Source organism: Streptomyces sp. NBC_00557 (genome assembly GCF_036345995.1).
Taxonomy (GTDB): Bacteria; Actinomycetota; Actinomycetes; order Streptomycetales; family Streptomycetaceae; genus Streptomyces.
Genome location: NZ_CP107796.1, coordinates 4,320,136 through 4,345,441 on the forward strand (window position 1 = coordinate 4,320,136; position 25,306 = coordinate 4,345,441).

Sequence of the window (25,306 nt, forward strand, 5' to 3'; positions counted from 1 at the left end):
CGCTACGCGGGACGCGACCGCAGCCCGTCCAGCAGGATGTCCAGCAACCGCGCCGACGCCGCCGCCTGCTGCGCGGCATCCGGCAGGGACGGCGCCGCCGTGGCGATCACCAGCAGCACATCCCCCACCGACACGTCCGCCCGCAGCTCACCGGCCGCGCGGGCCCGTTCCACCAGCTGCCCGACCACTTCGAGCAGCGTCCCGACCCCGCTGTCCTCGGCGCCCTGGGCGGACTCCGGCACCAGCCGAAGCTCCCCGCCCCCCGGCTGCACCCGCTGCTGCGGCACCCGGGCCTCCTCGGCGGCGCCCGCCGGCGCGCCCGGCCCGGCCGGAGTGGCGGAGCCCGGCGCGGAGCCGACCCGCAGCACCTGCGGCGGCAGCAGCCGCCCCGCCCCCGACGCCACGGACGTCCGCAGGAACCGGGACAGCGCCGACCACGGCTCGTCCTCCTGCCCGAGCGCGGCCCGCGCCTGCTCGGTCAGCCGCGCGGTCTCCTCCTCGGCTATGCGCCGGACCAGGACGTCCTTGCTGGGAAAGCGCCGGTACACCGTGCCGACACCCACCCGGGCGCGCCGCGCCACGTCCTCCATCGGCGCGCCGTACCCCAGCTCGCCGAACACCTCACGCGCCGCACGCAGTACGTGCTCCAGATTGCGCTGTGCGTCCACCCGCAGCGGAGCCGTACGCGGCCCGTCCGCGCGCCCGTTGCCCACCGCCGCGTTCATCGCCCCGCCGCCCGGTGCGAGCGCGGCTGCGGATGACCAATGCGTATCCCGAACATGCATGTGTTTCCCCCGGTAATGACGTCTCCCCCCGGAGACTCCCCGCCTCTGTCGCGAAGTGCGTGGAACTGACGTCGTTCTCGACCGGGTCCCCGCGTCGCGGAACCCGTTCGACCACATCCCCTACACCCCGTCGACACACGAACATAGTTGAGAGGAAGTCAATTCAGAAGGGGCAGGTTCCGCACAGTGCGCCCCCCGATCGGAGTACGGGTCCGCTACATCCCCTTTCATCGCCTTGGCGCACCCTTGCCCGCCCCCGCTGACCTGCCCCGTTTCGTCCCGCTCCGGCGGCGCGCCCGGCCCCGCGCCCACACGGTCGCCGGTCACACAAATTGCCGGGGCTGTGGACAAACAACTGCGCCGGGTGCGTCATGGGATGGTGAAGGAACGTGCGCGCATTCTGGTTGTCGGCGGCGGCTACGTCGGGATGTACACGGCACTGCGGCTCCAGCGGAAGCTGAAGAGCGAGCTCAGGCGGGGTGAGGTCGAGATCACCATCGTCACCCCGGACCCCTACATGACGTACCAGCCGTTCCTTCCCGAAGCGGCCGCGGGTTCGATTTCGCCTCGCCATGTCGTCGTACCGCTGCGGCGCGTCCTGGACCGGTGCCATGTCGTCGTCGGCGAGGTCACGTCCATCGACCACGCGGTGCGCACCGCGGCCGTCACCACCCTCGCCACCGCCGAGGAGGGAAAACCGGCCGAACTCCTCGGCTACGACGAACTGGTGCTGGCCCCCGGCTCCGTCTCCCGCACGCTGCCCGTCCCCGGCCTCGCCGAGTACGGCATCGGCTTTAAGACCGTCGAAGAGGCCATCGGGCTGCGCAACCACGTCATCGAGCAGATGGACATCGCCTCCTCCACCCGCGACCCCGCGATCCGCGACGCCGCCCTCACCTTCGTCTTCGTCGGCGGCGGCTACGCGGGCGTGGAGGCGCTCGCCGAACTGGAGGACATGGCCCGCTACGCCGCGCGCTACTACCACAACGTCCGCCCCGAGGACATGAAGTGGATCCTCGTGGAGGCCTCCGACCGGATCCTGCCCGAGGTCGGCGAGGAGATGGGCCGCTACACCGTCACCCAGCTGCGCCGCCGCAACATCCAGGTCCTGCTCGAAACCCGCCTGGAGTCCTGCGCCGACCGCGTCGCCGTCCTCAGCGACGGCCAGCGCTTCCCGACCCGTACGGTCGTGTGGACCGCCGGCGTCAAACCCAGCCCCCTGCTCGCCGCCACCGACCTGCCGCTCACCGGACGCGGCCGGCTGAAGTGCACCGCCCAGCTGACCGTCGACGGCACCGAGCACGCGTGGGCGGCCGGGGACGCCGCCGCCGTTCCCGACGTCACCGCCGCGGAACCCGGCACCGAGACCGCACCCAACGCCCAGCACGCCGTCCGCCAGGCCCGCACCCTCGGCGACAACATCGTCCACGCGCTGCGCGGGGAGCCCCTGGAGACGTACGCCCACAAGTACGTCGGCTCGGTCGCCTCCCTCGGCCTGCACAAGGGCGTCGCCCAGGTCTACGGCCGCAGGCTGAAGGGCTACCCTGCCTGGTTCATGCACCGCGTCTACCACCTCAGCAGGGTGCCCACCTTCAACCGGAAGGCCCGGGTCCTCGCCGAATGGACCCTTGCCGGGCTCTTCAAGAGGGAGATCGTCTCGCTCGGTTCGCTCGAACATCCCCGGGCGGAGTTCGAACTCGCCGCCGGTGGAAAGCCTCCTCACAGCCCCTCGGACGACCCGAAAGGGTCGTCCTGACCGGACCCAGGAACTCCCCGGCCCGCCCAGGCGTCTGACGGATGTCGCCGCGGCGCGCCCCCTGCCAGACTGCCCCACGTCCTCGGACGGGCACCCGCCCGCCCTTAAGCACCCACGAGGCTTCTTCCCAAGTGAACTTCACGCGCTGGAGCGCCCGGCTCCCCGGAACGCAGCGCCGCGCCGCCGCGCGGACCGAGACCCCGGTCTCCCCGGACCGGCGGGGGGAAGGCTCCGTGCCCGCGGCCCGCGCCGGCCAGCCGGCCGACGGCACATCCCCGGTGCCCGCCGTCGACGAACTGCCCGCGCGCGACGTCCTCGACCGCGTCCCGGCCCTCGTCGCCCTGGTGCACGGCCCCGACCACCGCCTCGCGTACGTCAACGACGCCTATACGGCGGCCTTCGGCGTACGGCCGCTGGGCGAGCCCGCGCGCGAGGCGCTCCCGGAGCTGTCCGAACTGGGCCTGCTCCCGCTCCTCGACCAGGTGCTGCGCAGCGGCAAGCCCCGCACCCTGAAGTCCCGCAAGGCCGTCGACGGCCGCTCCTACACCTTCACCTGCACCCCGGTCGCGGAGGACGGCGACGACGACGCGGGCGTCCTGGTCTTCGCCACCGACGTCACCGACCACGCCGAGGCCGCCGAGCGGCTGCGCGCCAGCGAACGCCGCCAGCGCGAAACCGCCGTCACCCTCCAGCGCTCCCTGCTCCCGCAGGAGCTGGAGGAACCCGACGACCTGCGCATCGCCGCCACCTACCAGCCGGGCGGCACCGAGGCCGCGGTCGGCGGCGACTGGTACGACGTGATCACCCTCGGCGGCGGCCGCACGGCCCTCGTCATCGGGGACGTGATGGGCCGGGGCGTGCGCGCGGCAGCGGTCATGGGCCAGCTGCGGACGGCCGTCCGGGCCTACGCGCGCCTGGACCTGCCCCCGCACGAAGTGCTCCAGCTGCTGGACGGCCTCGCCGCCGAGATCGACGCCAACCAGATCGCCACCTGCGTCTACGCCGTCCACGACCCCAACGAGGGCCGCCTGGTGTACGCCTCCGCCGGCCACCTGCCGATCCTCGTCCGCGACGAGAACGGCACGGTCTCCCGCGCCGACGAGCCCACCGGCCCGCCGCTCGGCACCGGCGGCTGGGTGCACTCCTCCGGCTCCATCGCCCTGGGTCCGGGCTCCACGGCCGTCCTCTACACGGACGGCCTGGTCGAACGCCGGGACGAGGACCTGGACGAGGGCATCGCGGCGCTGGAAGGAGCCCTCGCCGGCGCGACCGGCGCCCCGCAGGTGATCTGCGACCGCCTGGTCCGCTCGGCCGGCGTCACCGCCGACCACGACGACGACGTCGCCGTCCTCGTCCTCCAGCACCCCGCCCGCACGGGTCCGGACGGCGACCTGTTCCGCAACGCCGCCCTGGAACTCCTCGGCGGCGTCGAGGCAGCTCCCCGCGCCCGTGCGTTCGCCTCGGGCGTGCTGACGAGCTGGCGCTTCCCGGCCGAGCTGCACGACCTCGGCGTCCTCGCCGCGAGCGAGCTGGTCGCCAACTCCCTCCAGCACGGCACGCCGCCCATGCGACTGCGGCTCCGCCGCACCGACCGCCGCCTGATCATCGAGGTCACGGACGGCGACGACCACCTCCCGCGCCGACGGCGCGCGGAACCGGCCGACGAGTCCGGCAGGGGCATCGCCATCGTGGCGACCATCGCGTCCAACTGGGGCTCCAGACGCACTCCGGGCGGCGGCAAGGCCGTGTGGTGCGAGTTCGCACTGCCGAAGGGGTAGGGCGCCATGGGGCAGGCACCTCTCGGCGAGCAGCGCCCGGACATGTCCAGCGACGGCACCGGGCGCCTTACGCCTACGCGGTCAGGGACTGAGCCGGTGCCCCACCCCGGGCGACCACCCGGGTCCGGGCCAGCCAAGGCCGGTCCTGCACCGGGGTGAGCCGCCTGCCCAGCCGCAGGGCCAGCACGCTGATCCCCAGCGAGAACGCCAGGAAGGTCACGACGTACGGAGTCGGCAGCGAGGCCCCGAGCGGCCCCCCGACCGCCGGCCCGACAGCCAGCGCGAGCTGCTTGACCAGCGCGAACGCCGAGTTGTACTGCCCCGCCATCCCCTCGGGAGCCAGGTCGGCGACCAGCGGCGCGACCGTCGGCGACAACATCGCCTCACCCAGCCCGAACAGCGCGTACGTCGACACGAACGCGGCCGTCGCCATCTCCCGGCTGCCGTGCCCCAGCCCCGCGTACCCGGCGGCCACCCAGGCCACGGCCCAGATCAGACCGACCGCGGCGATGACCCGGGAGCGCCGGCTGCGCTCCACGAACTTCAGCACCGCGAACTGAGCGACCACGATCATCAGCGTGTTCGCCGCCAGCGCCGTCCCCAGCGCGGAGGTGGATATCCCGGCCGCCTCGACGCCGTACGCGCTCAGCCCGGACTCGAACTGGCCGTAGCAGGCGAAGAACAGCACGAACCCCAGCACGCACAGCTGCACCATCGCCCGGTTCCCGAGCAGCTGCTTCCAGCTGCCCTTCGCCGACCGCGCGGGCGCGTCCTCCATCCGCGGCGAGTGCGGCATCCGCACGGTCGCCATCACGCCGACCAGCAGCAGGAAGATGGCCGCCTCGACGGAGAAGAGCAGCGTGAACGACGACACGCGCGTGGTGTCGACGAGGTGGCCGCCGATGAGGCCGCCCATACCGAGCCCCAGGTTCTGCAGGAAGAACTGCGTCGCGAACGCCCGCGACCGCGTGTCCGCGGAGGAGCAGTCCACGATCATCGTCGCCAGCGCCGGCTGCATCACGGCCTGCCCGGCGCCGAGCGCCGCGGCCGACAGCAGTACGGCGTCGGTGCTCCCCGCGAGGCCCAGGCTCAGCGCGCCGAGCGCGGCGGCGACCAGGGCGGCGAGCAGGACCGGCAGCGGGCCGCGCCGGACGATCGCCCGTCCGGCGAACGGCAGCACGATCAGTGCGGCCACGGCGAAGACGGCGAGCACGAAACCCGCCGTCATGGCTCCCAGGCCCCGGACCTGCGCCACATAGACGTACAGGTAGGGGACGGTGAAGCCGAGCCCGAACGCGCTGAGTGCGTTGCCCACGTGGATCCGGCGCATCGCTGCGCCCATCGCCCTGGTCACGTTCACCTCTCTCACTAGTTAAACCTGAAGACTTCAAAGCTAAAGTTCGAAGCTAAAGACTACACATCGAAGGACTTCAACGCAAAGGCCCTGCGTGCGATACTGCGCCCATGGCCGACACCCCCGGCGTCACAGAGCCGACGCTCGAAGAGCAGATCGCCGCCTACCAGCGCGAGTTCCAGGACCTCGACCCCCAGGTCGAGAAGATCGTGTCGGCGCTGTCCCGGCTCAACCGCCGGATGAACGTCGCCTACGGCCGTCAGACCGCCGCCCTCGGCATCAGCAACGCCGAGTGGGAGGTGCTCAAGGCGCTCGTCCTCTCCGGCGCCCCCTATCGCATGGGCCCGAGTGAGCTCGCCAAGCGGCTCGGACTCACCCCGGCCGCGATGACCCACCGGATCGACCGCATGGTCTCCGAAGGACTGGTCACCCGTAAGCGGGACGAGTCCAACCGCGTCCGAGTCATCGTCGAGCTGACCCCGGAGGGGCGAGAGAAGTGGCTGGAGGCCATGCGCCTGGCGACCGTGTTCGAGGAGGACCTGCTCCAGGACCTCACTCCGGCGGAGCGCGCGGTCCTCGGCGAGGTGCTGACCAGGCTCCTGCGCCGGGTGGAGCACGCCCAGCCGGACGCCGGCGGCCGGCTCAGCGACCTCGACTGAGACCGGCGTAAAAAATCTTGACAGGGGGGTGTTGACACGCCCCGGGGTGATCCGTAAAGTTCTTCGGGTTGCCACGGAGCCGTAACGGTTCTCCGGCAGCACTTGGCCGCCCCGAGCGGCACCCCTCACACCAGAAGCACGATCTCCCGGACGGGTTGATTTCGGCGTGCCCGAATTCGATTCGAATGGAAGCCCGGTGGCCCGATTTGGGAATCGCCGAGCGGATCCGCTAAGGTTTGAGACGTCGGAACGGCCCAACGGCCGGGAGGACAAGCCCCCCTGACTGGGAGTCAGACGCCGAAAGGGTCTGATAGAGTCGGGACCGCCGGAAAGGAAACCGCGAGAGCGGGAACCTGGAAAGCGCCGAGGAAATCGGATCGGAAAGATCTGATAGAGTCGGAAACACCGAAGGGAAGCGCCCGGAGGAAAGCCCGAGAGGGTGAGTACGAAGGAAGCGACCGTTCCTTGAGAACTCAACAGCGTGCCAAAAGTCAACGCCAGATATGTTGATACCCCGTCTACCGGATTGTTCCGGTGGCGAGGTTCCTTTGAAAAAAACACAGCGAGGACGCTGTGAACGGTCGGGCTTATTCCGCCTGACTGTTCCGCTCTCGTGATGTGTCGCCCCGATCACGGGGAAGCATTCACGGAGAGTTTGATCCTGGCTCAGGACGAACGCTGGCGGCGTGCTTAACACATGCAAGTCGAACGATGAACCTCCTTCGGGAGGGGATTAGTGGCGAACGGGTGAGTAACACGTGGGCAATCTGCCCTGCACTCTGGGACAAGCCCTGGAAACGGGGTCTAATACCGGATACGAGCCTGGGAGGCATCTCCCGGGTTGGAAAGCTCCGGCGGTGCAGGATGAGCCCGCGGCCTATCAGCTTGTTGGTGAGGTAACGGCTCACCAAGGCGACGACGGGTAGCCGGCCTGAGAGGGCGACCGGCCACACTGGGACTGAGACACGGCCCAGACTCCTACGGGAGGCAGCAGTGGGGAATATTGCACAATGGGCGCAAGCCTGATGCAGCGACGCCGCGTGAGGGATGACGGCCTTCGGGTTGTAAACCTCTTTCAGCAGGGAAGAAGCGAAAGTGACGGTACCTGCAGAAGAAGCGCCGGCTAACTACGTGCCAGCAGCCGCGGTAATACGTAGGGCGCAAGCGTTGTCCGGAATTATTGGGCGTAAAGAGCTCGTAGGCGGCTTGTCGCGTCGGTTGTGAAAGCCCGGGGCTTAACCCCGGGTCTGCAGTCGATACGGGCAGGCTAGAGTTCGGTAGGGGAGATCGGAATTCCTGGTGTAGCGGTGAAATGCGCAGATATCAGGAGGAACACCGGTGGCGAAGGCGGATCTCTGGGCCGATACTGACGCTGAGGAGCGAAAGCGTGGGGAGCGAACAGGATTAGATACCCTGGTAGTCCACGCCGTAAACGGTGGGCACTAGGTGTGGGCAACATTCCACGTTGTCCGTGCCGCAGCTAACGCATTAAGTGCCCCGCCTGGGGAGTACGGCCGCAAGGCTAAAACTCAAAGGAATTGACGGGGGCCCGCACAAGCGGCGGAGCATGTGGCTTAATTCGACGCAACGCGAAGAACCTTACCAAGGCTTGACATACACCGGAAAACCCTGGAGACAGGGTCCCCCTTGTGGTCGGTGTACAGGTGGTGCATGGCTGTCGTCAGCTCGTGTCGTGAGATGTTGGGTTAAGTCCCGCAACGAGCGCAACCCTTGTCCCGTGTTGCCAGCAGGCCCTTGTGGTGCTGGGGACTCACGGGAGACCGCCGGGGTCAACTCGGAGGAAGGTGGGGACGACGTCAAGTCATCATGCCCCTTATGTCTTGGGCTGCACACGTGCTACAATGGCCGGTACAAAGAGCTGCGATACCGTGAGGTGGAGCGAATCTCAAAAAGCCGGTCTCAGTTCGGATTGGGGTCTGCAACTCGACCCCATGAAGTCGGAGTCGCTAGTAATCGCAGATCAGCATTGCTGCGGTGAATACGTTCCCGGGCCTTGTACACACCGCCCGTCACGTCACGAAAGTCGGTAACACCCGAAGCCGGTGGCCCAACCCCTTGTGGGAGGGAGCTGTCGAAGGTGGGACTGGCGATTGGGACGAAGTCGTAACAAGGTAGCCGTACCGGAAGGTGCGGCTGGATCACCTCCTTTCTAAGGAGCACTTCTTACCGGGTTCGCTCGGTCAGAGGCCAGTACATCAGCGAACGTCTGATGCTGGTTGCTCATGGGTGGAACGTTGACTACTCGGCACACTCGGTCTGCTTCTCTTCCTAGTACTGCTTCGGCGTGGAACGGAACGGTGAAGAGGCGAGGGTGTCGGGCACGCTGTTGGGTGTCTGAGGGAATGAACTTCTCCTCAGTCGCCGGCCCCAGTGAACTCGAACCGGTTGGTTCGGGGTGGTGGGTGGCTGGTCGTTGTTTGAGAACTGCACAGTGGACGCGAGCATCTGTGGCCAAGTTTTTAAGGGCGCACGGTGGATGCCTTGGCACCAGGAACCGATGAAGGACGTGGGAGGCCGCGATAGTCCCCGGGGAGTCGTCAACCAGGCTTTGATCCGGGGGTTTCCGAATGGGGAAACCCGGCAGTCGTCATGGGCTGTCACCCATACCTGAACACATAGGGTATGTGGAGGGAACGCGGGGAAGTGAAACATCTCAGTACCCGCAGGAAGAGAAAACAACCGTGATTCCGGGAGTAGTGGCGAGCGAAACCGGATGAGGCCAAACCGTATGCGTGTGAGACCCGGCAGGGGTTGCGTATGCGGGGTTGTGGGATCTCTCTTCCATGGTCTGCCGGCCGTGGGACGAGTCAGAAACCGTTGATGTAGGCGAAGGACATGCGAAAGGTCCGGCGTAGAGGGTAAGACCCCCGTAGTCGAAACGTCAGCGGCTCGTTTGAGAGACACCCAAGTAGCACGGGGCCCGAGAAATCCCGTGTGAATCTGGCGGGACCACCCGCTAAGCCTAAATATTCCCTGGTGACCGATAGCGGATAGTACCGTGAGGGAATGGTGAAAAGTACCCCGGGAGGGGAGTGAAATAGTACCTGAAACCGTGTGCCTACAAGCCGTGGGAGCGTCGGAAGCACTTCGGTGCTTCTCGTGACTGCGTGCCTTTTGAAGAATGAGCCTGCGAGTTTGCGGTGTGTTGCGAGGTTAACCCGGGTGGGGAAGCCGTAGCGAAAGCGAGTCCGAACAGGGCGCTGTAGTAGCACGCTCAAGACCCGAAGCGGAGTGATCTAGCCATGGGCAGGTTGAAGCGGAGGTAAGACTTCGTGGAGGACCGAACCCACCAGGGTTGAAAACCTGGGGGATGACCTGTGGTTAGGGGTGAAAGGCCAATCAAACTCCGTGATAGCTGGTTCTCCCCGAAATGCATTTAGGTGCAGCGTCGTGTGTTTCTTGCCGGAGGTAGAGCACTGGATAGGCGATGGGCCCTACCGGGTTACTGACCTTAGCCAAACTCCGAATGCCGGTAAGTGAGAGCGCGGCAGTGAGACTGTGGGGGATAAGCTCCATGGTCGAGAGGGAAACAGCCCAGAGCATCGACTAAGGCCCCTAAGCGTACGCTAAGTGGGAAAGGATGTGGAGTCGCACAGACAACCAGGAGGTTGGCTTAGAAGCAGCCACCCTTGAAAGAGTGCGTAATAGCTCACTGGTCAAGTGATTCCGCGCCGACAATGTAGCGGGGCTCAAGCGTACCGCCGAAGTCGTGTCATTCGTGCATATAGCCCTAACGGGTGCACGGATGGGTAGGGGAGCGTCGTCTGCCGGGTGAAGCAGCACCGGAAGGTAGTTGTGGACGGTTGACGAGTGAGAATGCAGGCATGAGTAGCGATACAAACGTGAGAAACGTTTGCGCCGATTGACTAAGGGTTCCTGGGTCAAGCTGATCTGCCCAGGGTAAGTCGGGACCTAAGGCGAGGCCGACAGGCGTAGTCGATGGATAACCGGTTGATATTCCGGTACCCGCTGTGAAGCGTCAAACATCGAATCCAGTGATGCTAAGCCCGTGAAGCCGCCTGCTGTCGTCTTTGACGTCAGTGGGAGTGGTGGAGCCGGTGACCCGAGCTGGTAGTAGGTGAGTGATGGGGTGACGCAGGAAGGTAGTCCATCCCGGGCGGTGGTTGTCCCGGGGTAAGGGTGTAGGACGCAGGGTAGGCAAATCCGCCCTGCACGTAGTCTGAGACCTGATGCCGAGCCGATTGTGGTGAAGTGGATGATCCTATGCTGTCGAGAAAAGCCTCTAGCGAGTTTCATGGCGGCCCGTACCCTAAACCGACTCAGGTGGTCAGGTAGAGAATACCGAGGCGTTCGGGTGAACTATGGTTAAGGAACTCGGCAAAATGCCCCCGTAACTTCGGGAGAAGGGGGCCAGTCCTGGTGATCGGTCTTGCACCGTGAGCTGGGGGTGGCCGCAGAGACCAGCGAGAAGCGACTGTTTACTAAAAACACAGGTCCGTGCGAAGCCGTAAGGCGATGTATACGGACTGACGCCTGCCCGGTGCTGGAACGTTAAGGGGACCGGTTAGCTCACTTTCGGGTGGGCGAAGCTGAGAACTTAAGCGCCAGTAAACGGCGGTGGTAACTATAACCATCCTAAGGTAGCGAAATTCCTTGTCGGGTAAGTTCCGACCTGCACGAATGGCGTAACGACTTCTCGACTGTCTCAACCATAGGCCCGGTGAAATTGCACTACGAGTAAAGATGCTCGTTTCGCGCAGCAGGACGGAAAGACCCCGGGACCTTTACTACAGTTTGATATTGGTGTTCGGTTCGGCTTGTGTAGGATAGCTGGGAGACTGTGAAGCATGCACGCCAGTGTGTGTGGAGTCGTCGTTGAAATACCAGTCTGGTCGTGCTGGATGTCTAACCTGGGTCCGTGATCCGGATCAGGGACAGTGTCTGATGGGTAGTTTAACTGGGGCGGTTGCCTCCTAAAGGGTAACGGAGGCGCCCAAAGGTTCCCTCAGCCTGGTTGGCAATCAGGTGTTGAGTGTAAGTGCACAAGGGAGCTTGACTGTGAGACCGACGGGTCGAGCAGGGACGAAAGTCGGGACTAGTGATCCGGCGGTGGCTTGTGGAAGCGCCGTCGCTCAACGGATAAAAGGTACCCCGGGGATAACAGGCTGATCTTCCCCAAGAGTCCATATCGACGGGATGGTTTGGCACCTCGATGTCGGCTCGTCGCATCCTGGGGCTGGAGTCGGTCCCAAGGGTTGGGCTGTTCGCCCATTAAAGCGGTACGCGAGCTGGGTTTAGAACGTCGTGAGACAGTTCGGTCCCTATCCGCTGTGCGCGTAGGAGTCTTGAGAAGGGCTGTCCCTAGTACGAGAGGACCGGGACGGACGAACCTCTGGTGTGCCAGTTGTTCTGCCAAGGGCATGGCTGGTTGGCTACGTTCGGGAGGGATAACCGCTGAAAGCATCTAAGCGGGAAGCCTGCTTCGAGATGAGGACTCCCACCCACTTGATGGGGTAAGGCTCCCAGTAGACGACTGGGTTGATAGGCCGGATCTGGAAGCACGGTAACGTGTGGAGGTGACCGGTACTAATAGGCCGAGGGCTTGTCCTCAGTTGCTCGCGTCCACTGTGTTGGTTCTGAAACCACGAACAGCCCCGCCCGGTGAGGGTGGTGCGGCGTTCACAGTTTCATAGTGTTTCGGTGGTCATAGCGTGAGGGAAACGCCCGGTTACATTCCGAACCCGGAAGCTAAGCCTTACAGCGCCGATGGTACTGCAGGGGGGACCCTGTGGGAGAGTAGGACGCCGCCGAACAATTCTTGGGGAAGGCCCACGCCGCACGGCGTGGGCCTTTCTGCGTTTACAGGACGGTGGCTCAGAAGCTCACCTCCGCGGTTTTCACCGTTCCGCCGCGACGGCCCGGCGCATGCTGGCCGCTCCAGTACAGGTTCGTGTGAGCGATGACCTGCTCCGGGGCCGGCGCTCCGTACTCCGTGAGGTCCTCCGTCGTATGCGCGTCGGCGACCAGAGTCACGTCGTAGCCCCGGGTGAGAGCGCCGTGCAAGGTTGAGCGGATGCAGAAGTCGGTCTGGGCGCCCGCGACGACGAGATGCCCTACCGCGCGCTCCGCCAGGACGGCCTCCAGGGTGGTGTCCTCGAAGGAGTCCCCATAGCGCTTGGGGATGAGGGGCTCGGAGTCGAGGCGCTTCAGCTCGGGGACGTACTCCCAGCTCTCGGTGCCCGGCACCAGGTGCTCGTCCTGGTGCTGCACCCAGATCACCGGCGTTCCCGCGGCGCGCGCCTTGTCGACCAGGACGCGGATGTTGGCGATGACGTCGTCGCGGTGCGGCGAACTCGGTGCCATGACACCGTTCTGGACGTCGATGACCACCAGCGCGGTGTGCGGACGTCGGGACAGTGTTGTCATGGCGGCCACAATATGGGGTGCCACTGACAACCGCCCGCACTACGGTGGCCCTCATGAGCACCTCGACCAGCGGTGACTACGTCATCCGCGCCATACGACCGGACGACTGGCCCCGAGTGAAGGAGCTGCGGCTGGACGCGCTCCGGGACCCGATGGCGCACCTCGCCTTCCTGGAGACGTACGAAGAGGGCGCGGCGCGGGCGGACGTCTTCTGGCAGGACCGGGCGACCGGATCCGGTGAAGGGTCCACGACGGCCCGGCAGTTCGTCGCCGAGACACCCGACGGAAGCTGGGCCGGCACGGTCACCGTGCTCATCGAGGAGCCCGGGACCAAGGACTGGGCCGGGTATCCCGTCGAGTGCCGGCAGGGGCATGTGGTCGGTGTGTACGTCCGGCCCGAGCACCGCGGGAACGGGCTGATCAAGGCCTTGCTCGACGCCGGTGTGGAGTGGGCGCGGGAGCGGGGCGCCGAGCGGATGCGGCTGCTGGTGCACCAGGACAACGAGCGGGCCCAGGGCGCCTACCGCAAGGCGGGGTTCGCACCGAGCGGGGTGGTCGTGCCGTTCGTGCGGGACGCGTCGCAGAACGAGGTGGAGTTCGTGCTCCGGTGGTCGTCCTAGACCGGTAGCTCCTGATGCGGCCAGCGGGTGCGGGCCTGTTCGCGGGAGCGGAGCAGAGCCAGGGCCGGCAGACCCTGGTCGGCGCCGGTGGCGAGCAGGTCCGGGAGCTGGGGGAGCGGGGCTACGGCCGCGATGTCGTCCAGGACGAGCGTGAGTGGTGGGTCGAGCCGACCGGAGGATGACCGTTCGGCCATGCGCCGGCCGCGCTCGACCACGCTCGAGACGAGGGCCGTCAGCAGCGGCATCGCGCCGGGACTGCTCCTGGGGTCCTCGATGGATTCACCGACCACATAAAGCGTGCCCCCTTCGTGCACGAAGGAATCCAAGGCGAGCGCATCAGTTCGGTTTGGGGTGCATGCCTCGCGGATGTTGACCGTGGACAGCGCGGACAGCGCACGGCTGGTCAGCTCCTGGGCGATGTCGCGGCGCTCGGGGTGGGCGGTGAGCGCGGCCTCGAGCTCGCCGGCGGCGCCGGGGGCGGCCTTGGGGTGGGTGCGCAGGGTGCGTACGGCGTCCTGGATCTGGTTGCCCTGGGACCAGCGGTGCACGTGGCGGATGGTGCGGTTCTCCAGGGCGGCGGCGTGGAGGTAGCTGCGCAGGAGGGTGAGCGCGGTGTCGGCGACCGCCTGGTCGATCCTGGCCGTGGGCCGCACCGGGGCGAGCAGGGCGGTGGCCCGGTGCACGGCCGTCTGCTTGTCCTCGCAGCCGCTGGTGGGCGACCAGTGGAGGCGGGCCGGGGTGTCGCAGAGGTGGGCGGGGTCGTACAGGAGGGTGGGCCCCAGTTTGGCTCTGGCGTCCTTGGTCTCGGACCAGAGGGCGGGGTTCGAGGTGACGACCAGGGCGGGGCCTTCCGCGTCGCGCACGGCCTGCGCAGCGGCCGTCAGGCGGGCCTCCCTGGGGGCCACGACGATCTTCTCCCACCTGCGCACCGGGCCATGGCCCGCCGGGTCACCGGTCACCGGACCACCGGTCATAGGACCACCCACCGGACCGGTCACCGGCCCACCGTCCGCCGGCAACTGTGCCAACGGCGCCTGGGGCACCGGACTGGGCTGGGCCACCGCGGGCTGCGGCGCCGGCTCCGGTGTGGTCGTGCTGGGCTGCTGCGGTGCCGGGACGGGTTCGGCCGGCTGCGGTTCCGTACGCGGCGGCAGTACCTCGTGCCGCTGCTCCGGCGCCGTCGGCTTCGCGTTGTGGGCGCGTGCTCGCGCTCTGCCCGCCCGCCATCTGGCCACCACGCCCATCACGAAGACGGTGAGGACGAACAGGATCATCAGCTGGCCGATGAACAGACCCCAGAACAGGCCCCAGCCGGAGAGCTGGGACGCCGGGGTGCCGGGCCAGGCGCCGGTGATGTCGTGGGGTTCGCCGATGAGGTGGCGCATGGCCAGGGGGGTGCGGGTGAAGGAGACGCCGTGCGGCCAGGCGCCCTTGGCGAAGAGGGCCGCGAGGCCGGTGGCCGTCCACACCAGCACGGTCATGCCGAGGAGGAACGCGAGTGTGCCGACCAGGAGCCCGTCGGGGATGCCGCCCTGCCCCTCCCGGCGGTCCTCGCGGCGGTCGCGAGCGTCCGGTCTCACCCGTTCCTCCCTGCGTGCCCGAAGTCCCTGCCTGCGCCTCAAGCCACCGTCGACTCGGAGTCGCCCAGATGCTGTTCCACGAAGGCCGCCGCCCGCTGCTCGGCCTCCAGCTCGGCGGCGCGCAGGGCGTCGTCGGCCACGAGGTCGCTGGAGGACTCGGTCATCGCGCGGTCGGTGAAGACCAGCGGGCGTTCCGTCTCCGTGACCAGGTGTTTGACCACCTGGACATTGCCGTTGACGTCCCATACGGCGATGCCGGGCGTCAGTGTCGGGATGATTTCCACGGCCCACCTCGGCAAACCCAGCACCCGGCCGGTGGCCCGCGCCTCGTCCGCCTTCTGCGCGTAGATCGTCCGGGTGGACGCCATCTTGAGGATGGCGGCCGCCTCCTTCGCCGCCGCGCCGTCGACCACGTCGGACAGATGGTGGACGACGGCGACGAACGACAGACCCAGCCGGCGGCCGAACTTCAGCAGCCGCTGGAACAGCTGCGCCACGAACGGGCTGTTGATGATGTGCCAGGCCTCTTCGACCAGGAAGATGCGCTTCTTGCGGTCGGGGCGGATCCAGGTGTGCTCCAGCCACACGCCGACGATCGCCATGAGGATGGGCATGGCGATGGAGTTGCGGTCGATGTGGGAGAGGTCGAAGACGATCAGCGGGGCGTCCAGGTCGATGCCGACGGTCGTGGGGCCGTCGAACATGCCCCGCAGGTCGCCGTCGACCAGCCGGTCCAGGACGAGAGCGACGTCCAGGCCCCAGGCGCGTACGTCGTCTATGGCGACGTTCATCGCCTCGGCCGACTCCGGCTCCGGGTGCCGTAGCTGCTCGACGATGTCGGAGAGGACCGGCTGGCGGTCCAGGATCGACTCGTTGACGTAGGAGTGGGCGACCTTCAGCGCGAAGCCGGACCGCTCGTCCAGCCCGTGCCCCATCGCGACCTCGATGATGGTCCGCAGCAGCGCGAGCTGGCCGGTGGTGGTGATCGCCGGGTCGAGGGGGTTGAGCCGGATGCCGTGGTCCAGGGCCGCCGTCGGGTCCAGCCGGATCGGCGTTATCCCCAGCTCCTCGGCGATGAGGTTCCACTCGCCGACGCCGTCCTCGCCCTGGGCGTCCAGGACGACGACCTGGCGGTCCCTGAAGCGCAGCTGGCGCAGGACGTAGGTCTTCTCGAGGGCCGACTTGCCGTTGCCGGACTCGCCGAGGACCAGCCAGTGCGGCGCCGGGAGCTGCTGGCCGTACAGCTGGAAGGGGTCGTAGATGTAGCCCTTTCCGGAGTACACCTCGCGGCCGATGATGACGCCGGAGTCGCCGAGGCCGGGCGCGGCCGTGGGCAGGTAGACCGCCTGGGCCTGGCCGGTGGAGGTGCGCACCGGCAGCCGGGTGGTCTCGACCTTCCCGAAGAGGAAGGAGGTGAAGGCGTCGGTGAGGACGGACAGCGGATCCCGCATCGGCGAATCAGCCCCTACCTTCGGATGCCGGTGGCGAACGGAAGTGTGTTCACGAAGGCGCGGTGGTGCTCTCGGTCGCACCACTCCAGCTTGAGGTACGACTTGCCGGCGGAGGCTCTTATCGTCCGCTTGTCGCGGGCGAGGGCGTCCGGATTGCGGGAGGAGACGGTGATGTAGCCGACGAGGTTGACGCCGGCCGCGCCGCTGGCGAGGTCCTCGCCCCGCTGGTCGAGGCGGTTGTGGGCGGCGACGTCGCGCGGGTCGACGGTGCGGTTCATCTTGGCGGCGCGGGAGGCCTCGGCCTCGTCGTTGGTCTTCTCGGTCAGCATGCGTTCGATGGCTACCTCGGTGGGTTCGAGATCCATCGTCACGGCGACCGTTCGGATGACGTCCGGGGTGTGGACGAGGAGGGGGGCGAGGAAGTTGACGCCCACCGGGGTCATCGGCCACTCCTTCACCCAGGCGGTGGCGTGGCACCAGGGGGCGCGGGTGCTGGACTCGCGGGTCTTGGCCTGGAGGTAGGTGGGCTCCGTGGCGTCCAGCTCGGCCGGCCAGGCGTTGCGCTTGGTCATGGCCTGGATGTGGTCGATGGGGTGGTCCGGGTCGTACATGGAGTGGATGAGGGAGGCGAGCCGGCTCTGCCCCAGGGGCTGCCGTACCCGGATGTCGGCCTCCTGGAGCCGGGAGCAGATGTCGGTCAGCTCGCGGGCCATGACCACGGCGAGGCCCGCGTCCCGGTCGACCTTGCCGCCGCGGGCGCGGACGGCGCGGGCCATGGCCTGTGCCTCGGCGGCCAGTTCGCGGTTGTAGTGCATGCAGGCGACGAGGTAGGCGCGGTGCTGCTCGCTGCTGGTGGACACCATGGACTGCAGCTGGTCGTACGACTGCTGGAGCCAGCCCGGGGAACGCGGGTCGCCGCGCTGGGCGACGTCCTTGGCGTGCGCGTCGGGGTCGGCGGGCAGGGTGCGGGCGAGCATCTGCAGGCGGGTGACGAAGCCGTCTCCGTTGGCGACGTGCTTGAGCAGCGTGCCGAAGCGGTCGACGAGGGCTTCCTGGTCCTCGGAGTCACGCAGGCCGACGCCGGGGCCCTCGATCTCGATGCAGGCGGTGACGGTCTTGCGGTCGGCGTGCAGCAGTACGGCGATCTCATCGGGCCCGAAGGGGGCGGCGAGCCAGGTGATCCGGCCGATGCCGGGCGGCGGGCCGATCTCGATCTCCCGCCCGTCGAGCCGGGTGCCGGCCTCCATGGCGCCGGACCGGTAGACGGCCTGGCCGCGCTTGACGGTGCGTTTGTAACTGCGGTTGATCTCGAACCACTTGTAGAAGGTGCGGCGCTTGTACGGCACGTAGACCGCGGCGAGCGCCAGCAGCGGGAAGCCCATCAGCAGCACGATGCGCAGGGAGAGCACCGGGACGACGAGCCCGCACATCATGCCGAGGAACGCGCCCGCGATGATCAGCGCGATCTCGCCGGACTCGCGGTTCCGGCCGATGATCGCGTTCGGCCGGGCGCGGCCGATGAGATACGTACGGCGGGGCGTGACCGGATGGGACAGGTGGGACTCGGTCGTCAACGCCCTTCACCTCCCGTGCGGTTGATGTTGCGGGTGTTGCCGGCGTGCGGGGTGTTGGCGGGGCTGGCCGGGCTGGGCGCGCGGGGCGCGGGTGCGGCGGAGGGGACGGCTCCGCCGCCGGTGGGGGTACGGCTGCTGTGGGCGGCGACGCCGCCGGTGGCGGGGTTGGCGGGGCGGGGGGTGCTGCTCTGCCCGCCTGCCGTGCCGTTGCTGTCGGCGCGGGTGCTGTGGGTCTTGATGCCCTGGGCGACGAGGGTGGCCGGCGAGCTGATGACGGCGGCGGCCTTGGACTCGGCGCCCTGCATGATGCGGTTGTTGCGGCCGTTCGCGATCTCGTCGCCGAAGCCGGGGACGAAGCGGTAGATCATCGCGCTGGCGAAGATGGCGAGCAGGATGATGGCGAGGCCGGAGACGACGGCGGAGAAGGCGTCGGGGCCGTTGCCGCTGGACAGCGCGCCGGCGAGGCCGAGCACGATCACGATCACCGGCTTGACGAGGATGACGGCGATCATGATGCCGGCCCAGCGCCGTACGTGCCCCCACAGGTTCTTGTCCACCAGGCCCGCGTAGACGACGGTGCCGAGGAGGGCGCCGACGTAGAGGAGCGCGGCCCTGATGACCAGCTCCAGCCAGAGGACGCCGGCGGCGAGGATGCTGACCAGGGAGACGACGATCAGCATGATCGGGCCGCCGCCGATGTCGGTGCCCTTGCCGAGGGCGCCGGAGAAGGTGCCGAAGAACGTGTCGGCCTGGTCGCCGGTGGCCTTGGCGAGGACGTCGGTCACTCCGTCGGTCGCGGACACGACGGTGTAGAGGATCAGCGGGGTGAAGGCGGACGCCAGCACCGTCAGCCACAGGAAGCCGACGGCCTCCGAAATGGCGGTGGTCAACGGCACGCCGCGCACCGCGCGCTTGGCGACGGCGAGGAGCCACAGCAGGAGCGTGAGGATCGTGGACGCGGCGAACACGATGGCGTACTGCTGCAGGAACTTGGGGTTGGTGAAGTCGACGTTGGCGGTCTCCTTCACGGCTTTGCTGAGTTTGCCGATGGTCCAGGAGGCGGCGTTGGCACAGCCCTTGGCGAGGGAGGAGAGGGGGTCGAGGGTGTCGGTGAGGGGGTTGTCGGGGGTGGAGCCGGTGAGCCCGCTCTTGGATCCGCCGTCTTTTTCGCAGAACTGTTTGGCGGGGCCGACGATGAGGTCGCACTTGTCGGTCGACGGGGTCGGTGAAGGCGCGGCGACGGCTCGTGCGGCCAGCAGAAAGAGGGCACCCTGAACGGCACTGAAGGCAGTGGCGATCTTGAGTACGCGGCGCGCGCTACCGGGCATAGGTGAAGCCTCCGTACTCCTCGACGGCCCTGGCCATCTGGTCGGCGTTGGATGCCTTGTCGTCACCGGGGACGGGCGCGGGACCGTCCTTCTGGGAAAAGCTCCTGACCTTCCAGTCACCGTTGGTCCACTGCAGTTGAAGGGTCAGGGTGAACCAGTCGCTGGTGACGGGATTGGTCGAGTCGCTGCCGGCCATGCCGAACACGCCGGTGCACCAGACGTCGACAGACGCGGTGGAGTCCGAGTAGCTCGTCGTCTTGGTACCGAGCGGTGCCGTGCGGGACACGTAGGTGTGGCCGGCGGGGGCGTCACCGTTCGCGTCGAGCCCGATGTTGCTCAGGAACTGCTTGTCGTACGCCTTGTTGAACTTGTCCGACAGGGCAGCCTGCTGATCCGCTGCGAACACCTGGCTGATGATCTCGCTTCTTCTGCTGGGCTTGAGGATGTCGGTCGAGACGAGCACCACCGCGTAGTTCGCCGCCGCACTCTCCGCCCCCTGCTCCGTATGGGCGAAGCCCGAGGGGATGCCGCCGGTCTTCGTGTCCACCGGGCGGGTGCCCGTGGCGGCGGTGGATGACGTGTGCGGCTGGGAGCCCTTCGTCGTCGACCCGTCGGACGACGACCCGTCCCCCCTGTTGGCGAAAGCGATCGCTGCGATGAGGAGGACCACCACTCCGACCACGGTGACCAGGGAGCGGGAGGAGGAGCGGTGGGGGGTTCGGCGGGGGGCGCCGCCGTAGGGGTCGGTTTCGGGGAGGCGGGTGCGGGTGTGGCCGGTGTCGTCGTAGTCGCTGTAGGCCTGTTCGTCTCCGGAGGTCATGGCGTGCGCGCTCCCTCACCCTCGTAGGCGTACGACGGTAGCCGTGCTGGTTGCCGCGCGGGCGCGGTCTGGTGACTCGACATCAGGGAGACGCAACCTTCGGGGACTTAGACCGCCATGCCGTACACGATCGTGAACAGGGTGCCGAGGGAGCCGATGATGAAGACCCCCGTCAGGCCGGCGATGATCAGGCCCTTGCCCTGTTCGGCGCTGAAGGTGTCGCGCAGGGCCGTGGCGCCGATGCGCTGTTTGGCCGCGCCCCAGACCGCGATGCCGAGGCACAGCAGGATGGCCACGGCCATGACCACCTCGATCATCACCTTGGCCTCGTTGCCCAGGCTGCCGAAGGGGCCCCAGTCCGGAGCGATTCCGCCGATGATGGTGTTGATGTCTCCCTTGTCGGCCGCAAAGAGCATGTAAGTCACCGCCCCTGGTGGATAGTTCCGTCGGCCCCCTGCGGTGTGCAGAGGTCAGGCCTCATTGTCGCCGACAACTCCGCCGGCGTATGTCGACTTGACGTCATTGACTGGCGGGTTTCGTACGAACAGCGCGTTCGGTCACTCTGTGTATCACGGCAGGTCACGCCGGGCAACGAGGTCCGATCGGAACCTGTCGTGTGCTTCCGTCGTTGTCCACCCTCGCGACCTGGCACGTTTTCTGACGGCCGGTCGGGTGAGGCGTCGGGACGATGTTCTCATGGGACGGGCGCCGGAACTGGCCAAGCCCCCAGGGCGGCCCTCCGCGGCCGGGGTGCCGGTGGTGCGAGGGGTCCGGGCGGGAAGACGGGTCGCGGCCGGCTGTCGTGGCCCGTCTTCCTTCCGTGCCGCCGAGGGGGCCCCACGTCCCCCTCACCTGGCGGCTCCCCGTGACCCGACGGGGTGGCCGGTCGGCTCGCCGTGAAGGCCGAGACGCGCTGGGGTGCCCGGGCCGGCCGGGCCGTCGTGGCCGGGCCCTGCGGTGCAGAAGTGATCCGGTGCCCTCGGTGCCGTTCCGGACCGGAGGGGGCGGTGGCCCGCGACGACCCTCACCTTGTTGAGCGCGCGACAACAAGGGGCTTTCGGAATTCTGACTTCCGCGTTACTCGGGGCGGTTGGCGGATTGCCGGTCGATGACGGTGTGCTGGGGCTGCGCTGGGCGCGGCTTGACCCTGGGGCCGGGCCGGGACTCAGCGGGGTTTGAGGCCGTGCAGCAGCAGGTGGACGTGTTCGTCCAGGCCGCTCAGGGTCTCCTCGGCGTCGAGCGCGCAGGCGGCGATGAGGGCGGCGAGGCCGTGCAGGCTCGCGGCGACGGCCATGGTGATCCGCTCGGGGTCGCCGGCGATGATGTCGCCCTGCTCCTGGGCGTCCGCCACCATCCGGGTGAGGGAGCCGAAGGACTGGTCGACGGCCGCGGCGAGCCGGTCGGAGCTGTCGGGGTCGTGCTTGCGCGCGAACATCAGCTCGAGCAGCTCGGGGTGGTCGACGGCGAAGCCGAGGTAGGCGCGGGCCAGGGCCGTCATCCGCCCCTCGAAGGTGAGTCCGGGCTGTGCGGCGGCGGTGCCCAGGGCCCGGTTCAGCCGCTCGTACCCCTCCAGTGCGAGGGCGTCCATGAGGGCCTGCTTGTCCCTGAAGTGCCGGCCGGGGGCCGCGTGGCTCACGCCGACGTCCCGTGCCAGCTCGCGCAGGGAGAGCGCGCCGACGCCCTTCTCGCGCAGGGTGCGCTCGGCGCTCTTGAGCAGGGCTGCGCGCAGGTCTCCGTGGTGGTAGGGGCGGCTGGCGGACGACGGGGGCATGCCCGCCATCGTAACTCGATGTTGTCATTGACAGCATTGTTGTCGGTGTCTACTTTGGAGGGCATGGCTGACAACTGGAACGCGACCCGCCTGCCCGACCTCACCGGCCGTACGGCCGTGATCACCGGCGCCAACAGCGGCCTCGGCCTCGCCACCGCCGAGGCGCTGGCCCGCGCCGGAGCACACGTGGTGTTCGCCGTACGGGACCTCGCGCGGGGCTGCGCCGCCGCGGCGAAGGTGAGCGGCAGCACCGAGGTGCGGCGCCTGGACCTGGCCGACCTGGACTCGGTGCGGGAGTTCGCGGACGGCTGGGACCGCCCGCTGGACCTGCTGATCAACAACGCGGGCGTGATGATGCTGCCCGAGCAGCGCACCAGGCAGGGCTTCGAGATGCAGTTCGGCACCAACCACCTGGGGCACTTCGCGCTGACCAACCTGCTGTTGCCGTATGTGCGGGACCGGGTGGTGACGGTGTCCTCCGCCTACCACCGCTACGGCGACAAAGGGATCCACTTCGAGGACGTGAACCTGCGCGGCCGCTACACCCCCACCCGCGCCTACTCCCAGTCGAAGCTGGCCAATCTCCTGTTCACCCTGGAGCTCCAGCGCCGCCTCGCCGAGGCCGGCTCCCCCGTGCGCGCCCTGGCCGCCCACCCCGGCTACGCGTCCACCAACCTCCAGAGCCACCACGCCAGCGCCCTGGCCCGGGCCGCCCTGTCCGTCGGGAACAGGGTGTTCGCGCAGAGCGACAGGGCGGGCGCCCTGCCCACCCTCTACGCGGCCACCCAGGACCTCCCCGGCGCCTCCTACGTCGGCCCCTCCGGCCTCGGCGAGATGCGCGGCGCCCCCACCCTGGTCGGCCGCAGCCCGGCGGCGAGCGACCCGGAGGCGGCCCGGCGCCTGTGGACCCTGTCGGAGGAGCTGACGGGGGTGGAGTGGGGGCTGAAGCCGGCCGGCTCGTGAGGTCAGTGGGGTGACGTAGCGTAATCGTAGGTGGCCGGAGCGTCGGTGAGGCGGAGCGGTGGCGTCGTCGGCGCCCGCGGCTCGCGGCGTCGGCAGGTTTCACAGGAAAATCTCAGATAAGTCGCGGTCCGATTCTCACGTTCGTGGGGGACAGTGAGCACTGATGAAGCGCACCTCACGCATCAGGGTCACCTCGCGCCCCACGTTGCTCGGCGCGGTGGTGATGCTCGCCCTGACCTCGGCGTCCGTCGCGGCCGCCGACGACGGGCCGGGGCCCTTCGGGGTCACCGCCGACGCCGTCGCCACGCGGCACACGGCACGGGTCGGCGCGCTGTTCGGCGCCGACCGGGCGGACGACCTGGCCGGCGGTCACTTCTGCACGGCGTCGGTCGTGCACAGCCCGCAGGGCAACCTCCTCGTCACCGCGGCGCACTGCGTGAACAGCGCCGACAACGACCTGGTGTTCGTGCCCGGCTACCGGGACGGACAGGCGCCGTACGGGGTGTGGAAGGTGACCGGGCGCTACCTGCCCGACGGGTGGGCCAAGGACCAGGACGAGGACAGCGACCTGGCCTTCGCCACCGTCGAGAACCTGCACGGCAGGCGCCTCGAGGACGTCGTGGGCGCCAACCGCTTCACCACCGGTACGGCCACCGGGGCCACCGCCGTGACCGTCATCGGCTATCCCGACTCCCGCGAGGTGCCCATCAGGTGCACCAACAAGCCCGTCGCGCACAGCCGCACCCAGCAGCGCATCGCGTGCCCGTCCTTCGCCGGCGGCACCAGCGGCAGCCCCTGGATCAACGGTGACGCCCAGGTCGTCGGCGTCCTCGGGGGGCACGAGGAGGGCGGCTCGACCGACAACGTGTCGTACAGCGTCGTGCTGGGCACCGAGGCGGCCGAGCTGTACAAGGACGCCATCGGCGATCCCTGAAGCGCAGGCGACGGGAGGGCGGCGGGCGCGGCAGGCGCGCCGGCGAGCGGCCGCCGGCCCGGCGCGCTGACCGTCCGGGCGCGGATCGCCGCCACCGGCCGGGTCGTGCCGTCCTTCGTCGCCACGTTCGGCTTCCCGGTCCTGGCCTTCGCCGTCGCCGCCGCGGCCGTCCGCCGGGCGAACCGGCGCGGACACAGGGTGTTCGGCGCCGGCGCGCCCGCGGGGACGGCACCGGCCGGCGAGAAGGGGGCCGACGCGGCGCTGGGCACGACGTCGACGAACAGGACTCCGCTGAGCGGGCGCGGATAGCGGCTGCCAAAGCCTGGGCGGGCGCGACCGCACGGCCCGCGAGGCTGTCCGCGCGGTCCGCTCGGACAACTCCCCGCGGTTTTCGGCCCGATGCCCAGCGGCGGTGCGTGAGATTCCGCTGTGAGCGGCGTATTGCGTTCTCGTGCCGCGGGCCCGCGCGCTCTTAGACTGCTCCGGGTGGACTGACCGGTGGCGAGGGGCGGTTGACGGTGCGTAAGGCGTGGGTCGTCGGGGGCGCCCTCGTGGGGGCCGGGATGGGCTTCGTCATGCTGCTCGTCATCGGGGTGTACGTCGTCGCCGGGAACCTCGTCAACGGACTCGGCACCGGCGGCCGGGCGCTCGCGACGGGCGCCGTGCCGGCCGCCTACAAGTCGCTCGTGCAGAAGTGGGGCAACCTGTGCCCGGCGCTCACCCCCGCGCTGCTCGCCGCCCAGCTGTACCAGGAGAGTGGCTGGAACCCGACCGTCGTCAGCCCCGCCGACGCCCGCGGCATCGCCCAGTTCATCCCCAGCACCTGGGCCACGCACGGCATCGACGGCAACGGCGACGGCAAGCGGGACATCTGGGACCCGGCCGACGCGATCCCGTCGGCCGCCTCCTACGACTGCGAACTGGCGAAGTACGTGAAGGACGTGCCGGGCAACGTCTCCGACAACATGCTCGCCGCCTACAACGCCGGCGCCTACCGCGTCATACGGTCCGGCGGCGTCCCGCCGATCGGCGAGACGCAGAACTACGTCAAGCGCATCCGCAGCCTGGCGCAGAGCTTCGCCGCCCCCGCCCGCCGTATCGACCCCACCCAACAGGCCGCCGGAGCCATCGCGTTCGCGCAGAGCAAGCTCGGCACGCCGTATCTGTGGGGCGGTGAGGGATCGGCCTCGCAGGGCGGCCGGTTCGACTGCTCGGGGCTCACACAGGCCGCGTACGCGAAGGTCGGGATCACCCTGCCACGGGTCGCCAACGACCAGTACAACGCCGGGCCGCACCCCTCGCGCGGTCAGCTCCTGCCGGGCGACCTGGTGTTCTTCTCCACCGACCTGGGCGACTCGCGGGCCATCCACCACGTGGGGATCTACGTGGGCGGCGGGTACATGATCGACGCGCCGCGCACCGGGGCCGTGATCCGGTTCGACCCCATCGACACCCCCGACTACTTCGGCGCCACCCGCGTCACCGAGGATGGCGCAAAAGCGCTCCCCACGAAGGTGTGACCCAG

At 68.5% G+C, this 25,306-nt stretch carries 18 protein-coding genes and 3 rRNA genes; 11 read left to right on the top strand and 10 right to left on the bottom strand.

The genetic code is table 11. The features are described 5' to 3' along the window. Positions 1 to 2: 2 nt before the first annotated feature. On the bottom strand, positions 3 to 785 hold the full coding sequence (locus OG956_RS18555) for a TetR/AcrR family transcriptional regulator (protein ID WP_330339082.1): 783 nt from the start codon (positions 783 to 785) through the stop codon (positions 3 to 5). A gap of 376 nt (positions 786 to 1,161) precedes the next feature. Here OG956_RS18555 and OG956_RS18560 point away from each other — a divergent pair, with 376 nt between their 5' ends. Both OG956_RS18560 and OG956_RS18565 read left to right on the top strand, forming a co-directional pair. Next, positions 1,162 to 2,541 (top strand): NAD(P)/FAD-dependent oxidoreductase, encoded by a 1,380-nt coding sequence (locus tag OG956_RS18560; protein ID WP_330339083.1) that lies wholly within the window; start codon positions 1,162 to 1,164, stop codon positions 2,539 to 2,541. Between the two features lie 131 nt (positions 2,542 to 2,672). After that, positions 2,673 to 4,319: an ATP-binding SpoIIE family protein phosphatase gene (locus tag OG956_RS18565; protein ID WP_330339084.1), complete on the top strand. Its 1,647-nt coding sequence runs from the start codon at positions 2,673 to 2,675 to the stop codon at positions 4,317 to 4,319. Positions 4,320 to 4,392: 73 nt separating this feature from the next. Here OG956_RS18565 and OG956_RS18570 read toward each other — a convergent pair whose 3' ends face one another. Continuing rightward, positions 4,393 to 5,649, bottom strand: coding sequence for an MFS transporter (locus OG956_RS18570; RefSeq protein ID WP_330342881.1), 1,257 nt, complete (start codon positions 5,647 to 5,649; stop codon positions 4,393 to 4,395). A gap of 134 nt (positions 5,650 to 5,783) precedes the next feature. Between OG956_RS18570 and OG956_RS18575 the strand changes: the two genes are divergently transcribed. The 4 genes from OG956_RS18575 to rrf all read left to right on the top strand — a co-directional run bounded on the left by OG956_RS18575 (position 5,784) and on the right by rrf (position 12,127). Beyond that, complete coding sequence (locus OG956_RS18575; RefSeq protein WP_330339085.1) at positions 5,784 to 6,332, top strand: MarR family winged helix-turn-helix transcriptional regulator; 549 nt, start codon at positions 5,784 to 5,786, stop codon at positions 6,330 to 6,332. 643 nt (positions 6,333 to 6,975) lie between these two features. Beyond that, positions 6,976 to 8,502: ribosomal RNA gene (locus OG956_RS18580) — 16S ribosomal RNA — on the top strand. A 300-nt stretch (positions 8,503 to 8,802) separates the two neighbouring features. Further along, positions 8,803 to 11,924: ribosomal RNA gene (locus OG956_RS18585) — 23S ribosomal RNA — on the top strand. 86 nt (positions 11,925 to 12,010) lie between these two features. Then, positions 12,011 to 12,127 (top strand): 5S ribosomal RNA (gene rrf, locus OG956_RS18590). Together the 16S, 23S and 5S rRNA genes form the textbook arrangement of a ribosomal RNA operon. 61 nt (positions 12,128 to 12,188) lie before the next feature. Here rrf and OG956_RS18595 read toward each other — a convergent pair. After that, positions 12,189 to 12,740: a cysteine hydrolase family protein gene (locus OG956_RS18595; protein ID WP_330339086.1), complete on the bottom strand. Its 552-nt coding sequence runs from the start codon at positions 12,738 to 12,740 to the stop codon at positions 12,189 to 12,191. A 53-nt stretch (positions 12,741 to 12,793) separates the two neighbouring features. Between OG956_RS18595 and OG956_RS18600 the strand changes: the two genes are divergently transcribed. Next, positions 12,794 to 13,360: a GNAT family N-acetyltransferase gene (locus tag OG956_RS18600; RefSeq protein ID WP_330339087.1), complete on the top strand. Its 567-nt coding sequence runs from the start codon at positions 12,794 to 12,796 to the stop codon at positions 13,358 to 13,360. Here the strand turns inward: OG956_RS18600 and OG956_RS18605 are convergent. The 7 genes from OG956_RS18605 to OG956_RS18635 form a co-directional block, all read right to left on the bottom strand. Continuing rightward, positions 13,357 to 14,940 carry a type VI secretion protein gene (locus tag OG956_RS18605; protein ID WP_330339088.1) on the bottom strand — a complete coding sequence of 528 codons (1,584 nt, stop codon included), beginning with the start codon at positions 14,938 to 14,940 and terminating at the stop codon, positions 13,357 to 13,359. The genes OG956_RS18600 and OG956_RS18605 overlap by 4 nt on opposite strands. Positions 14,941 to 14,978: 38 nt before the next feature. Then, on the bottom strand, positions 14,979 to 16,391 hold the full coding sequence (locus tag OG956_RS18610) for an ATP-binding protein (protein WP_330339089.1): 1,413 nt from the start codon (positions 16,389 to 16,391) through the stop codon (positions 14,979 to 14,981). A gap of 14 nt (positions 16,392 to 16,405) precedes the next feature. Then, entirely contained in the window at positions 16,406 to 17,965 is a 1,560-nt protein-coding gene (locus OG956_RS18615) for an SCO6880 family protein (protein ID WP_330339090.1), read from the bottom strand. Then, the gene (locus tag OG956_RS18620) at positions 17,962 to 19,293 is read right to left on the bottom strand and encodes a hypothetical protein (RefSeq protein WP_330339091.1); all 1,332 of its coding nucleotides are present in this window, start codon (positions 19,291 to 19,293) and stop codon (positions 17,962 to 17,964) included. The genes OG956_RS18615 and OG956_RS18620 overlap by 4 nt, the downstream gene beginning before the upstream one ends. After that, on the bottom strand, positions 19,283 to 20,113 hold the full coding sequence (locus OG956_RS18625) for a hypothetical protein (protein WP_330339092.1): 831 nt from the start codon (positions 20,111 to 20,113) through the stop codon (positions 19,283 to 19,285). The genes OG956_RS18620 and OG956_RS18625 overlap by 11 nt, the downstream gene beginning before the upstream one ends. A 107-nt stretch (positions 20,114 to 20,220) precedes the next feature. Next, positions 20,221 to 20,529 (bottom strand): hypothetical protein, encoded by a 309-nt coding sequence (locus tag OG956_RS18630; protein ID WP_014673544.1) that lies wholly within the window; start codon positions 20,527 to 20,529, stop codon positions 20,221 to 20,223. 749 nt (positions 20,530 to 21,278) lie between these two features. Further along, positions 21,279 to 21,884 (bottom strand): TetR/AcrR family transcriptional regulator, encoded by a 606-nt coding sequence (locus tag OG956_RS18635; protein ID WP_330339093.1) that lies wholly within the window; start codon positions 21,882 to 21,884, stop codon positions 21,279 to 21,281. A gap of 63 nt (positions 21,885 to 21,947) precedes the next feature. Here OG956_RS18635 and OG956_RS18640 point away from each other — a divergent pair, with 63 nt between their 5' ends. The 4 genes from OG956_RS18640 to OG956_RS18655 all read left to right on the top strand — a co-directional run bounded on the left by OG956_RS18640 (position 21,948) and on the right by OG956_RS18655 (position 25,301). Then, entirely contained in the window at positions 21,948 to 22,847 is a 900-nt protein-coding gene (locus tag OG956_RS18640; RefSeq protein WP_330339094.1) for an oxidoreductase, read from the top strand. Between the two features lie 163 nt (positions 22,848 to 23,010). After that, positions 23,011 to 23,781 (top strand): trypsin-like peptidase domain-containing protein, encoded by a 771-nt coding sequence (locus tag OG956_RS18645; protein WP_330339095.1) that lies wholly within the window; start codon positions 23,011 to 23,013, stop codon positions 23,779 to 23,781. 105 nt (positions 23,782 to 23,886) lie between these two features. After that, positions 23,887 to 24,090, top strand: coding sequence for a hypothetical protein (locus OG956_RS18650; RefSeq protein WP_330339096.1), 204 nt, complete (start codon positions 23,887 to 23,889; stop codon positions 24,088 to 24,090). A gap of 203 nt (positions 24,091 to 24,293) precedes the next feature. Beyond that, positions 24,294 to 25,301 (top strand): bifunctional lytic transglycosylase/C40 family peptidase, encoded by a 1,008-nt coding sequence (locus OG956_RS18655; RefSeq protein WP_330339097.1) that lies wholly within the window; start codon positions 24,294 to 24,296, stop codon positions 25,299 to 25,301. The last annotated feature ends 5 nt before the right edge of the window (positions 25,302 to 25,306 follow it).